Raw genomic sequence first — 12,947 nt, forward strand, 5'->3', positions numbered from 1 at the left:
TCCTTAGTTCATACATGATTGAGTCTGTACGGATTTGATTCGTACGTAATTCAGAGATGTATACGCGTGCTCGTTGAAGTTCGATCAATGTGGGGTGATGTATTGAACAGGAAGTTAGAGAGAGGGAGACATGGTTTTTTGTCGCGTTTATTCGCAATTTAATCGGTTTAACCTTTTTTAACTTACGTCATTAGGTAAGATGGGTTAAGAATTAGTCAATGGGTAGATAACAAGTGACACGCTTATCTTACGTTGTTTATCTCTTAGTTCTTCTTTACCTGACATCACATCAAAGGAATGGTCATGATCGTTATTTATGGTATCAGAGAGTGCTTAAATCCGATTAAGTTACAGCTTTCTAATGTCTTACAACAATGTTTGAACAGTGAGATGGGGTTACCTGATGACAAACGAGCGCATCGGTTTGTACCATTAGAAAGAGATGATTTCTTTTATCCCGAAGGGCGAACAGAAGCTTACACCGTCATAGAGATCAATATGATGGAAGGGCGAGCAGTGAATACCAAAAAGCGCCTGATTAAGAAGATATTTTCTGAAATAGAAAAGCAGTTGGCCATCTCTCCCATTGATATCGAGATCACCATCAAGGAGCAGCCATCGCATTGCTGGGGCTTTCGAGGTATGACTGGCGATGAAGCCCAAGATCTTAAGTATAAAGTAAAGGTCTAGGGTTTAAGCTCCTAACTCCTAATACGTAAGACAGAAGGCTTAAGCTAACCTATCTAGTCGTGGTTTTGGAGTTTGATGCCAAAGCCGTTAGATGGGCTGAGTTTGGACATATGAATTATAGGTAAATGATTCATGGACAATGCCCTAAAGGGACTAGTTTCTTTGTTTTCCGCTGTATGTCACTACAGTTCGTTTGCGACAGTGGCAAGTTTGTTTTAGAGTGCAACTCTTCTCAGCATTTTTAGATTAGTTATGGTTAGAATCAACACGAATTTAATTCAAAAGATACTCATTACACTGCCTTTGTTTTGGATTGTTACCGTCCAGGTGTGGTTAGGTCAGGGAAATAAGCCACTTGCGGCTATCACTTTATTTATCGCGGCTTGTTGCACTCTTTTGTATAGGAAAAACAGGGAGGTAAGAGATAAGCATAACTGGTTCGAAGATGGCTGGATATGGATACTGCTCTTGCTTTCTGTTTTTGCTGTTGCCTCTTATGAGTTGCATGGTTTTAGCAGTCAAGAGCTGAGGGCAACTTTGATTGGCTTGGTATTTTTCCTTTTTTATCGAAATGGCTTTGTTAAGTTATCAGATATACAGAACTTATGTTTCACCTCTATTGTCAGTACAACCATCCTCGTTGCTTATTATATCTTTTTTCTCTCTGGTGTCCGGGGGAGCTTACCATCTAATGCTCTCATTTTTGCTTCAATTCAAGGCTTCTCTGTCATTTTATTGCTCGCACTTGGTTGTATTTCGTACGAAGGGAAAAAGCCCAAAGCAATGGCTATCTTGGCATTTATAGGCTTTCTATCCATGTTTTTGGTGGGGTCAAGAGGGCCTCTACTAGCCGTTATTTTTATTGGTTTAGTTGTCCTATTCAAAATGATGATGCAGCATCGTCAGTACAAGACGCTGTTTACTGTTTGTGTCATTGTCATTATATCTGTATTTTTGGTGTCGAGATATGACGTGGTTAGTAAACGTATTGACTATAGCGTGTATGAATATGATCAGATATCACAAGGCAACATGGATACTTCCATTGGCTTGAGATTACAAATGTATCAAGCTGGGTTCGATTTCTTTGTGGATAGCCCCTTGCTCGGCATTGGAGGTGATAAAGAAGCGCAATTAGATAAACTCTCATTCACGCCAACAAATTCGGGTAAGAGATTTATCGTTAATGCGCATCTTCATAACAACTATATTGATAAAGCGGCTTCATCTGGCTTGGTAGGCATTGCCCTTCTCATGCTTAGTTTAATGTACCCTTTGTTTAATTCGAGATATAAGCTATCACCTATTGTATTGTTACCTGTTGTTTATTTTTCGATCATCTGCCTATTCGATTCACCCTTTAGGAATGGTGATTTAGCTGTCATGTACTTTGTCTTTATTGGGGTACTACTAAAACTGCAAGTGCGAACAGAAGCGCAGTGAAGCTAGCATATTACGCTCATTTCATTGTGGGTAGTTTTAGTGCGTTTATTGATTTAAGATTATAACGAACAAATAATGAATAAAAATTTCAGGTACGACATCAATGCATTACGTGCATTAGCTGTCTCAATCGTCGTCATTTTCCATTTTTTTCCGGGCTTTATCACTGGCGGCTTTTTAGGTGTGGATGTGTTTTTTGTCATTTCAGGTTTCCTGATGACAAAAATTATCATGTCGAGTTTGGAAACTAATACCTTCTCATTAAAGGACTTTTATTTAGCGAGAGCAAAACGCATTATTCCTGCCTTAGCGGTTATGTGCCTTGTTGTGTTACTCGTTGGCATTATTTACCTAGACCCTTGGGCGTTAAGAAAATTAGGTAAGCATATTCTCACCAGTGTCGGGTTTGTTTCTAACCATACCTATTTAAAAGAGTCGGGATACTTTGATGTGGCCGCGCAAAGCAAGTGGTTACTTCACACTTGGTCTTTATCCGTAGAATGGCAATTCTATGTATTATATCCTCTTGTTTTAATGGCGACCTACAAGTTATTCGGAGCTAAAGGTGCAGCCGTTGCTATTGGAACGACTCTAATCGGAAGTCTAGCTTATAACTATGCGTATTTAGGGAGCTCGGCTTCTTATTACACATTACCGTCCCGCGCATGGGAACTGCTCGCAGGTTCGGTGGTTGCTTTGAAAAGAGAGCCCATTGAATTAAAAAAGTCCAATGTTCAGTTATTGCTGTTAGTTGCTATTGCCTCACTGTTTATTTCACCTGTCTTGATAGACAGCAGCACACTGTGGCCGAGTCATGTGACGCTTATTCCGGTCATTGCTACCGCGATAATTCTGCTTTTGAATTTGGACCTCAATTTTACCTTTCATAAATCACGACTGATACAATGGGTTGGGTTGTGTTCCTACTCAATTTATCTCTGGCATTGGCCTATTAATGTTTTCATTAAGAACCTTACGAGCAACACTATTACTCACAATATAGTTGGAGTAATGATATCGGTATTGATGGGGATCCTTTCTTTTAAGTTCATTGAAAGTTACCGACCTAAAAAAGCACGTAAAGGCGCTAGTTTTTTTGTGGCTTATTATCCCGTAGTTCTTGCTATCCCTGTTGCCCTGATCGGACAGGTTGTTTATGAAAGTGAAGGGTTACTTTGGCGCCTGGATAAAACACAGCTAGTCATTGCACAAAGTGTCTATGAACGGAATCCACGAAGCGGAGAGTGCCACGTCGAATTTGGACCGTCTCCTGAATGTCACTATGGCTCAGGACCCGTATCCGCTATTGTTTTAGGCGATAGTCATGGCGCATCGATAGTGAGAAGTGTTGAGGCGTCAGCACCTAACGATACATCGGTCATCGACTGGACGAGAAGCGCATGTCCGACGATTTCAGGTATCAAAAGAGTGCTCTCAAGTGGTGAGTTATCAGAAGAGTGTGGGGATTTTGTCTCAGCATCGTTAATTAAAGCTAAAACTAATTACCCTAACGTTCCTGTTGTTGTCATTAACAGAATGGGTGGCTATCTTTATGGTTCGAATGAAGATGGGTGGCAAAGTGAGAACGAAAAGATCAGTTTAATCGCAGGAGATAAAAGGTTTCAGACCAGATCGGAAGAGTACCTGAACTCAATCTTATCCAGTTTTGAAAAGACCATGTGCGAGCTTAGTCAATCTAACCCTGTTTATTTGGTCAAGCCAATCCCTGAGCTTAAGAAAGATGTACCTAAAACTATGTATAAGTATTCGATTCTAAATCAATCTGATATTTCGGTTTCTATTCCTCTTGAAGAGTACCGACAAAGAACCGCATTGATTACGAAATCTTATGAAAAAATCAGCCAAAACTGTCGAGTTACTCTTATAGACCCTGAACCGATATTTTGTGATGATCAGCAGTGCCGAGGGGATATCAACAATCACCCAACATACGTTGATGACGATCACCTGAATGAATTTGGTGCTGGCCAACTTATTCCTCAATTTCGCGAAAAAATATGGGGTCAATCAGCTCCGTAGGAAATGCTCATTCGCCCTTATTGTTTACACGAAAGAATAAGGGCGTTTCTGTGTTTGGAGCTATTGTGTTGGTCTTAAATGATTCGTTTAGGTAGCGATGTTTAAGATAAATTTCGGTTCAAGTGAACCCTTGTGCTATACTCCGCGCCCCAATCCGAATTGGCTTGTTAAATCTTAGGAAATTATTATGAGTGTTAAAAACGAACTTCAACAAATTAACAACCGTCTAGACAAGTGTCGCAACAAGTTAGCGGCTGCTAAAACTCGTAATGATCGTCCTGTTGTTCGTCAATTTGAAGATGAGATTAAGAAGCTAACCAAGAAAATCGCTCAGCTGAAACATAAAGAAAGCTACGATGTGAACCAAGAGCGTAAGTCTCTGGTTGATATGCCATTTAAGCGTGAGATTACTAAGGCTGAACAAGCGGATATGGGTAAACTTAAAAAGTCTGTTAAAGGATTAGTAATTGTTCACCCAATGACCAAGATCGGTAAAGAGCTTCGCATTGAGGTTATGACTGGTTACGCGCCGAAAAAATTCTAATTACCAGTGATGGTGATGAAAGAGGAGCTAGCAATAGCTCCTTTTTGCTTTTTTAGGTATTAAAAAAGTAGAGTCAGCGGTAAGAATACTCACGCCGTTTTCAACTTTTTAGAGGTGATTGTTGTCACAAATCCTTTTATCTCCTATAAAAGTTAACGTGCCACTAACATGGCACCAAGTGAACGCAGTAATGTGTTCGCTTTTCGAATCTACAATTTCTCTCCAGTTTGTATAAATATAGGTAGAGCAGCACAGATAATTACAGATAAAACTAGACTCGTTAAGGAAGATGAGAACGTAAAAAAATAGAGGTTATATGAATCAATTAATTTCAATTGGACCACTAGAATCCTTCCTAATCGCGATTAGTGTTTTGTTTCTAGGTCATTTCGTCAATGCAAAGCTTCCTGTTCTCAAAAAGTACAATATCCCAGAGCCCATTGTCGGCGGCTTGATTGTCGCTTTTGCTATTACAGCCCTGCACTTTAACGGCCTTGATCTTGAGTTTTCTTTGCCCTTGCAGAACACATTTATGTTGATGTTCTTTGCAACGGTAGGTCTTGCGGCTAACTACACGCAGCTGATGAAAGGTGGTGCTAAGGTATTCCTATTCTTAGGGGTGGCTTCGGTTTACATCATTATCCAAAACGGTGTAGGCGTAACCTTAGCAACGGCACTAGGCCTTGAGCCCTTGATGGGTTTGATTGCTGGTTCTATCACGCTTTCGGGTGGGCACGGTACAGGTGCGGCTTGGTCTCAAACTTTTTCAGACACGTTTGGCATTGCCAATACTCTAGAAATAGCGATGGCTTCAGCGACCTTTGGTTTGATTATCGGTGGTATTATCGGTAGCCCAGTTGCTCAAAAGTTGATCGATAAAAACCAGCTTGAATCTGAGTACGGCACTGGCACGCAAACCCACGAACGTTTTCCTGAACTTGTTACTTACAACGAGTATGAAGAAGACAAAGTGACGGCGAAGAAGGTGATTGAAGTATTGTTCATTCTTCTTATCTGTATTACGGGTGCGAAATATTTAGAGCAGTGGGTAGCGACTTTTGAAATTTCTTGGTTGATGATTCCTGACTTCGTTTACGCGTTGTTTATCGGTGTGTTCATCACTAACGTTTTTGAAGTGACTAAACTGCATAAAACCGACAGTGAAACGGTCGATATTCTTGGTACGGTGTCATTGTCGCTGTTCTTAGCCATGGCGCTAATGAGCCTTAAGCTTTGGAACATCTTTGACCTTGCGATTCCGTTCTTGGTTATCCTTGCGGTTCAGGCGGTGGTGTTGGGTATCTTCTCTTACTTTGTGACGTTCAAAGTAATGGGTTCTAACTACGACGCAGCGGTTATGGCGGGTGGTCACTGTGGTTTCGGCCTAGGTGCAACACCAACAGCGGTAATGAACATGGGCTCTTTGGTGAACCGTTTTGGTCCATCGCCACAAGCCTTCATGGTGGTGCCAATTGTTGGTGCCTTCTTTATCGATATCGTTAACCTGATTATCCTTCAAGGTTACATCTCGTTTATCGGTTAATGTTCGCCTTTGCTTAAACGCGATGAGCTCATCGCACTAAGATGAACACAAGAAAGCCAGTCTGTTGACTGGCTTTTTTATTGCTTGCTTATACTCGAGTTGCTCTAGTATAAGCATCAAATTTTCCCGAATTTGATGTGTATTTTTGCGTTGAATACAGCCGAACATATGTCATGAGTCGACTGCTTTTACACCTTTGTACTTATGATGGTGAACTGATTTGCAACTCCTTTAGTAAAGGAAATGCAGCCTTGATGTGCTCTCCCGTGACAATGAATCCAACCAACTGGTTATCTTCATTGAAGCCTTTGGCGACAATGCCTTTAGGATCGAATCGAGTTTCCCAGCTCTGAGCTGTGTGAATATCGCGCCCTGCCAGCTGAATCGGGTAACTCGGTGTTTTCACCTTGGTGATCATATGAGGCAAGCTGAGCTTTGCATCGCCCACTTTGATCTCGCCTTTATCCTTAGTTAACTGCTTGGCCAACACGTTTGCCGATAAGATTGCTGGCTGCAAATAGGCCATCACGCGCCCTTCAATTTCAGCGCAATCACCAATCGCATACACATTGTTGGCGCTGGTTTTCAGGGTGTCATCGACCACAATGCCTCTGTTGACGTCTATTCCCGCTTGCGTGGCTAAAGCCGTATTTGGCCTTAACCCTGCTGCGGCAATCACTATATCTGCTCGTATTAATCGAGAGGCGGTAGTTTGTAGCCTTACTCCATCGTGGAGGTAAGTCGTTCGACAAATCGCAGAGTCGGTTTCGACGGTAACCCCTGCTTTTGCCACCTCCCGTTCCAACTCAAGTGAAACGAAAGGCGGCACTAGGTTATTCAATAGATAACTTGCGGGTTCGATAATCGTGACATTTTTTCCCGCAGTTTGAAGGTCGAATGCAAGCTCGACCCCAATCAAGCCTCCACCGATCACAGTGATACGTTGAGCTTGATCGATCTGAGCTTTGTGTTTATCGAACTCTTCCAAGCTATTTAGCGTAATGGTCGCGCTGCGTTTAAGCCCTTCCGCTGGTGGTATGAAGGGCGTTGCGCCAGTCGCTAATACCAACTTCGAATAGTGGATGGTTTGCCCGTCAACATGAACACACTGCTGCTTGGTATCGATTCCACTGACTAAAGCCTTGGTTTTGATGACCACGTTGTACTGCTCAGCTAATTGCTGAGCGTTATTAACGGCTAACGCTTGTGGTGTTTGAGCCTGGCTGAATACGTGTGAAAGATTCGGCTTACTGTACTCAGCTCCTGCATCTGCCGTGATCATGGTAATCGCGACATCTTGGTCAATTTTACGTACCATCTTTATGGTTTGTAGGGCGGCGAAACCACCGCCCACAATCACAATGTTCGACATGTTACTTCTCCACAAACACTTCTTTACCTAGATGGCATTCAGGGCAAAGGAAATCATCTGGCACTTGTGCCCATGGTGTTCCTGGTTCAACGCCTTGGTAGGGTTCACCCAGTTGTGGGTCGTACACCCATTCACACACAGTACAGCGCCAGCAAGTGCAATCTGCGCTATGTACAGGCTTATCTTGCGCTTCTTCTGGCTTCTGCTCTGCCGTGTCTTTTAGCTCTGTTGGGGTGCTTGTCGGTGCTGATTCGATACGTTGAACGTTGCGCTCAACTTGTTTAGGCTCACTAACCTCGTCCGCATCGGTGCGCCAAACCTCGGCCAGTGTCATCCCGTAATCGATACACTGGCGAAGCGCGTCTGTGTCTGGTTTCCAATGGATGTGTTGCGGCGCACTGACCTCGAAGTTGGCTTCATGTAAGCGAGCGTCGATACGTTTTACCGCGCCGCCTGTCCAACCTGAAGAACCAAATGCTGCGGCTCTTTTACCTGCAAAACGTAAGCCGTGGATCTCTTCTAGTAGTGCAGCGATTTGCGGCATCATCACATTGTTCATGGTCGATGAGCCGACTAGAACCCCTTTTGAACGGAAGATATTGGCAAGGATGTCATTCTTATCGTGCTTAGAGATATTAAAGACTTTGATTGCTGTTTCTGGGCTGCCTTTACGGATACCTTTTGCGATTGCGTCAGCCATCATGCGAGTGTTGTTCGACATGGTGTCGTAAACAATGGTGATACGATCTTCTTTGTAGGCTTTAGACCACTCGTAGTATTGCTCAACAATTTGCGTCGCGTTGTCGCGCCAAATACAGCCATGAGAGGTTGCGATAACATCGATAGGTACACCTAAGCTGAGCACTTCTTCTATCTTCGCTTTCACCAAAGGCGCGAAAGGTGTGAGGATGTTCGAGAAGTAACGCAGACATTGGTCATGAAGCTCGACTTGGTCTAGCTGATCGTTGAATAGGTTTTCATCACAGTAGTGCTGACCGAACGCATCGTTACTGAACAGGATCTCGTCACCTGTGAGGTATGTTGCCATTGAGTCTGGCCAGTGCAGCATTTTCATCTCAACAAAGATGAGTTGCTTACCGTTACCGACATCAAGAGTGTCACCGGTTTTGACGGTTCTGAAATTCCAGTTTGGTTGGTGGTGGTGACCAACAATGGAGTTTACACCTGCTTCAGTGCAATAAACCGGCGTGTTCGGAATTTTAGCAAGCAGCGCAGAGAGAGCGCCTGAGTGGTCTTCTTCGGCGTGCTGACAAATGATGTAGTCGATCTCATTGATATCGATTTCCATCTCTAGGTTTGCAAGGAATTGCTCAGTAAAGCGATGATCGACAGTATCGACAAGCACTGTCTTCTCTTCACGGATCAGGTATGAGTTATAGCTCGTACCTTTGTTCATGTGGTATTCCTTACCGTGGAAGTGCTCGGTTTCCCAATCGTGGACGCCGACCCAATGAACATTTGATTTAACGTGAATAGTCATAATGATAATACCTTATTTAAATATCTAAGGTCATCATTGCACTAGTTGTGCCATGTTTATAAGCGTCTGTTTTTAATGTGTTCGTTTGGTGTTTGTGTTGTTTTGTGAGTCATTTTGACGTGATAAATTTTGTGGTTAAAATGAATCTTAGGTGTCTTTATGACTTTGTGAATTTATAGCGGCTTGGCAAGAAAATTAATGATGTTTGCTCAGAAAGAGCAGGGTGAGGAACTTGTTTCAACAAAGGGGATTATAGCGCAACTCCTGCGCTTCGCGAATTAGAACACGCGGATTGATCAAGTATTGGTGGTCTAAAAAGCGGCTGGGATGGCTAAAGCTGAGATAGAAAAGATGGATGCGAAATACAGAAATGAAAAAGGCCAGACGAGTGTCTGGCCAAAACAAGGCAGTGTAATTGAACAGTCTGAAGTGCTGTTGAAATTATATTTTGTAAAACGAAAAAGCGTTTTAAAAATTAAAGCGTTGTAACTGTTTAACGTGTTATAGCTGTTGATTCATTTGTCATCTTAATTCACGCGTTAAAGCGTCGTCACGATTTCATCAAGAGCTAGACGTGCTTTTGGTTTACCGTGGTTATAGTCTTCGCCGTCTTTGTGGTAGCCGATTGCTAGCGCTACATCAACAACGTGACCGTCTAGTTCGTCAGCAAACTCTTCACCGATCATAGCGGCATCTACGCCTTCCATCGGTGTTGAAGCAATACCAAGACGAGCCAGTGTGTGCATTGTGTTACCTAGTGCGATGTACACCTGCGACTTAGTCCAGTTACCGTTGAAACCTGTTTCGTCTGTGTTCATTTCTGCGAATGCGTAAGCCCCTAAGAACTGCTCGTACATTTCAGCAGGTAGGTGACCAGAGCTTACTTCTGTGTCAGCACGCTTTGCGAATTTCTCTTTAGTGTACTTAGGATCGTGAGCAAACAGGATCGTGTGTGACGCTTCTTTCGCATGCGGTTGGTTAAACTGGAACATGTTCTCGAAAGTATTGTGGAAGCGTTGTTTTGCTGCGTCACTCTCAATGATGATGAATTTCCAAGGCTGAGAGTTGATAGAAGAAGCTGACAAACGAAGTGCTTCTTTGATTACTTCCATGTCTTCCGCAGAGATGCGCTTTTCTGCATCGTATTTTTTAGCTGTGTAGCGAGTGTTTAGATCTGAAATGATTGGATGAGTCATGTTGAATCCTAATATCTATCAATAATAAATGTTGTAGGGTTTTATGTTCGGTAACGTCAACAATAAACGGATAACGCATTTAGGCTATATCTCTATAGAAGTCGTTTCTAGAACAGTCAGCCTCTAAAAGGCTGAACGCTTAAATGGCTATCGAACATGCCCCAATAAATCGAGTATCTGCGGTAGCTCAAGTCGATGGGTGTAAGATAATAGAAGATTGGCTTGGGAAAAATAGCGAACACATCAAATCACTATGGTTAATAATGTCCATAATGATTTGATTAGTGTGATCTGGATGTGTGTTGGTTTTCGAAAATCAGCCAGTTAGTACGCTTTGATTCCATATTGGCGTAATAAAGAGGGAAGTACACTGTCGAGGTTTGGGATATCTTCAGGGTTAAGTTCAATCAAGCTAAAACCGTGCTCTTGGTAAACTTTCTTGGTCGCATTTCGTTTGTCTTCTTCTATAGGGCCTGAATCTGTTCCCCAGAATTGAATGTATACCTTGCCGCTTGGCAGGTAGAAATCGCTCATTACTTCTTTTGATATCGGGAGCGGACGTTCATAGGCATGAACCACTCCCGCCATATAAAGCCAGTTATCGATGATCAGCTCTCCCTTTGAACGTACATAATGTCCGTCTAAGGTTCGGTGTTTCGCCTCAAATTTCTGACGAAAGCTAGAAAACGAGACATCGGTAGAGTGGCTTTCAGCATCATGCCCTAGAAATTCGACAACAGACTGCTTCAAACGTTTATTGCGAACCAACGAATCGTGCCATACCACAAATAGGTTTTGAGTCGCTTTATCTTCCCTTTGCTCACCGCCTGCTTTTAAGCCTGTTGAGGTGACATGCCAACCATCTTCTTCACGTGTTATCCAACCAAGCTCGCTGAGCAACAGGTTAATTTTTTTTGCGCTAAGTTGAAAGGCACTGCCTAGTTGAGTTGCCGTTAGCGTTTTTCCAGAGAAAGAATCTAGGTCGATGAGCAGTTTTTCTGGCCAGACAATAAAGGCACCAAACTTCTTGTGTTCGACATACTCCCCACCAAAGCTTTCGCCTCGTTCTGTGAGTATCCAACGCTCCTGTGAACGCACGATATAGCCAGCTGTTTTCAAATCACTGAATAGAGCCTTTGCTTCTATCCCTTTTTGTTTGGCTAGTGCTGATGTGGAAATCTTGTCTGGCATAGTCTGTTTCTCAAATAGCGGAGTGATGAACTGATGGGTGTTGTAGATATATATGATGCGATTGCGTTGGTAAACACCATATCACATCTATCAATGCTAACTGCAGTTCACTGGTCTATGTTTTTAGTAGAAAGCCATGTCTGATTTTGATTGTGTGGGAGGTGGGGCTTTAGTTGAATCTAAACAGCTTGCGCTAAATACCTATCGCTTGGTAACCGGATAGTTAGGCGAGAGCTGCAAAATATTTATGACGGTATAGAGCTTTTCCTCGTATCAAAAAGAAAAATAGCAGGCACAAAAAAGCCACATTTAAGTGGCTTTTCTACCTAAGGCGGCTTTCTATTACAAGACGCCTTTCTCATTCAAGAACTAAGAATTATAGGTCTTTAATGTTCTCAGCTTCTAACTCAGAGAAGTACTTAACTGTTTTCACTTTAAGTTCTTGAGTTGCAGGCTCGTCACAAACAATCACTGATTTAGGGTGAAGTTGCAGAGCTGATACCGTCCATAGATGGTTAACAGAACCTTCAACCGCTGCTTCTAGAGCAAGCGCTTTGTTGTGGCCTGTTACTAAGACCATGATTTCTTCAGAATCAAGTAGAGTACCAACACCGATTGTTAGTGCGTACTTAGGAACTTGGTTGATGTCGCCATCGAAGAAACGAGAGTTCGCGATACGAGTGTCTTCAGTCAACGTTTTGATACGAGTTCGTGAAGATAGAGAAGAAGCTGGCTCGTTGAAAGCGATGTGACCGTCGTTGCCTACGCCACCCATGAATAGGTTGATTTTGCCGTAAGACTTGATTTTGTCTTCGTAACGTTTGCACTCAACTTCGTTGTTTTCCGCGTTGCCATCTAGAAGGTTAATGTTCTCTTCTTGAATGTCGATGTGGTTGAAGAAGTTAGTGTACATGAATGTACGGTATGATTCTGGGTGATCAGCAGGGATGCCAATGTACTCATCCATGTTAAATGTAACTACGTTTTTGAAGCTAACTTCACCAGCTTTATGTAGCTCGATAAGTGCTTTGTAAGTAGCTAGTGGCGTACCACCAGTTGGTAGACCAAGTACAAAAGGACGCTCTGCAGTTGGTTTAAAATCGTTAATGCGTTTAACGATGTGTGCTGCTGCCCATTTACCTACTTGTGCTGCTTGATTTAACGGGATAAGTCTCATTAATTTGCCCCTAGATATTAGAATTTATAGTGTTCTTAAACATTAATTCGCATTATAAAATAAGTTATCAACTTGCGCTATTGTTTTAGGTCAAGTTTTTGCTTTTTCGTCATATCTGTGATTATAACACTCAAAATTGCACAATTATTGTATGGATATTTGGTGAAGTTAAACAAGATTAATACGTTTGTCACATACCGAGATATTGATTTTATGCAGAGCCAAGTGTCAAAAGAAAAAGGTAGGCTGA

At 42.5% G+C, this 12,947-nt stretch carries 11 protein-coding genes; 6 read left to right on the forward strand and 5 right to left on the reverse strand.

Going from position 1 to position 12,947, the window contains the following annotated elements:
- Positions 1 to 303 precede the first annotated feature (303 nt).
- The 5 genes from AB6C75_RS11045 to gltS all read left to right on the forward strand — a co-directional run bounded on the left by AB6C75_RS11045 (position 304) and on the right by gltS (position 6,260).
- A complete protein-coding gene (locus AB6C75_RS11045) occupies positions 304 to 690 on the forward strand; it encodes a tautomerase family protein (protein ID WP_029222810.1) in 387 nt (128 codons plus the stop codon).
- Between the two features lie 252 nt (positions 691 to 942).
- Positions 943 to 2,133 carry an O-antigen ligase gene (locus tag AB6C75_RS11050; RefSeq protein ID WP_017102355.1) on the forward strand — a complete coding sequence of 397 codons (1,191 nt, stop codon included), beginning with the start codon at positions 943 to 945 and terminating at the stop codon, positions 2,131 to 2,133.
- A gap of 75 nt (positions 2,134 to 2,208) precedes the next feature.
- Complete coding sequence (locus AB6C75_RS11055) at positions 2,209 to 4,173, forward strand: acyltransferase family protein (protein WP_372107785.1); 1,965 nt, start codon at positions 2,209 to 2,211, stop codon at positions 4,171 to 4,173.
- A 187-nt stretch (positions 4,174 to 4,360) separates the two neighbouring features.
- Positions 4,361 to 4,717 (forward strand): YibL family ribosome-associated protein, encoded by a 357-nt coding sequence (locus tag AB6C75_RS11060; RefSeq protein ID WP_009846095.1) that lies wholly within the window; start codon positions 4,361 to 4,363, stop codon positions 4,715 to 4,717.
- Between the two features lie 316 nt (positions 4,718 to 5,033).
- On the forward strand, positions 5,034 to 6,260 hold the full coding sequence (gene gltS / locus AB6C75_RS11065) for a sodium/glutamate symporter (RefSeq protein ID WP_009846096.1): 1,227 nt from the start codon (positions 5,034 to 5,036) through the stop codon (positions 6,258 to 6,260).
- Between the two features lie 202 nt (positions 6,261 to 6,462).
- On the opposite strand, the gene norW is transcribed toward gltS, so the two are convergent.
- Entirely contained in the window at positions 6,463 to 7,632 is a 1,170-nt protein-coding gene (norW, locus tag AB6C75_RS11070) for an NADH:flavorubredoxin reductase NorW (RefSeq protein ID WP_372107786.1), read from the reverse strand.
- 1 nt (position 7,633) lies between these two features.
- A complete protein-coding gene (gene norV / locus AB6C75_RS11075) occupies positions 7,634 to 9,133 on the reverse strand; it encodes an anaerobic nitric oxide reductase flavorubredoxin (protein WP_372107787.1) in 1,500 nt (499 codons plus the stop codon).
- Between the two features lie 327 nt (positions 9,134 to 9,460).
- On the opposite strand from norV, the gene AB6C75_RS11080 reads away from it, so the two are divergent.
- The gene (locus tag AB6C75_RS11080) at positions 9,461 to 9,622 is read left to right on the forward strand and encodes a hypothetical protein (RefSeq protein WP_372107788.1); all 162 of its coding nucleotides are present in this window, start codon (positions 9,461 to 9,463) and stop codon (positions 9,620 to 9,622) included.
- Positions 9,623 to 9,672: 50 nt separating this feature from the next.
- On the opposite strand, the gene AB6C75_RS11085 is transcribed toward AB6C75_RS11080, so the two are convergent.
- From AB6C75_RS11085 to nagB, 3 genes are all read right to left on the reverse strand, one after another.
- Entirely contained in the window at positions 9,673 to 10,329 is a 657-nt protein-coding gene (locus AB6C75_RS11085; protein WP_009846099.1) for an NAD(P)H-dependent oxidoreductase, read from the reverse strand.
- A 324-nt stretch (positions 10,330 to 10,653) separates the two neighbouring features.
- Positions 10,654 to 11,520 (reverse strand): glycerol kinase, encoded by an 867-nt coding sequence (locus tag AB6C75_RS11090; RefSeq protein WP_372048934.1) that lies wholly within the window; start codon positions 11,518 to 11,520, stop codon positions 10,654 to 10,656.
- A 376-nt stretch (positions 11,521 to 11,896) separates the two neighbouring features.
- Positions 11,897 to 12,697 (reverse strand): glucosamine-6-phosphate deaminase, encoded by an 801-nt coding sequence (gene nagB / locus AB6C75_RS11095; RefSeq protein ID WP_012601215.1) that lies wholly within the window; start codon positions 12,695 to 12,697, stop codon positions 11,897 to 11,899.
- Positions 12,698 to 12,947: the final 250 nt, after the last annotated feature.

Origin of the sequence: Vibrio sp. 10N.237.312.B06 (assembly GCF_041464685.1) — a bacterium.
Lineage (GTDB): Bacteria > Pseudomonadota > Gammaproteobacteria > Enterobacterales > Vibrionaceae > Vibrio > Vibrio tasmaniensis_A.

What these genes read in the sequence shown, in the direction of transcription:
- AB6C75_RS11085 (WP_009846099.1), bottom strand. Translation starts at nt 10,329, where the DNA reads ATGACTCATCCAATCATTTCAGATCTAAACACTCGCTACACAGCTAAA.
- AB6C75_RS11060 (WP_009846095.1), top strand. Translation starts at nt 4,361, where the DNA reads ATGAGTGTTAAAAACGAACTTCAACAAATTAACAACCGTCTAGACAAG.
- AB6C75_RS11090 (WP_372048934.1), bottom strand. Translation starts at nt 11,520, where the DNA reads ATGCCAGACAAGATTTCCACATCAGCACTAGCCAAACAAAAAGGGATA.
- AB6C75_RS11080 (WP_372107788.1), top strand. Translation starts at nt 9,461, where the DNA reads ATGGCTAAAGCTGAGATAGAAAAGATGGATGCGAAATACAGAAATGAA.
- AB6C75_RS11045 (WP_029222810.1), top strand. Translation starts at nt 304, where the DNA reads ATGATCGTTATTTATGGTATCAGAGAGTGCTTAAATCCGATTAAGTTA.
- norV (WP_372107787.1), bottom strand. Translation starts at nt 9,133, where the DNA reads ATGACTATTCACGTTAAATCAAATGTTCATTGGGTCGGCGTCCACGAT.
- gltS (WP_009846096.1), top strand. Translation starts at nt 5,034, where the DNA reads ATGAATCAATTAATTTCAATTGGACCACTAGAATCCTTCCTAATCGCG.
- AB6C75_RS11055 (WP_372107785.1), top strand. Translation starts at nt 2,209, where the DNA reads ATGAATAAAAATTTCAGGTACGACATCAATGCATTACGTGCATTAGCT.
- norW (WP_372107786.1), bottom strand. Translation starts at nt 7,632, where the DNA reads ATGTCGAACATTGTGATTGTGGGCGGTGGTTTCGCCGCCCTACAAACC.
- AB6C75_RS11050 (WP_017102355.1), top strand. Translation starts at nt 943, where the DNA reads ATGGTTAGAATCAACACGAATTTAATTCAAAAGATACTCATTACACTG.
- nagB (WP_012601215.1), bottom strand. Translation starts at nt 12,697, where the DNA reads ATGAGACTTATCCCGTTAAATCAAGCAGCACAAGTAGGTAAATGGGCA.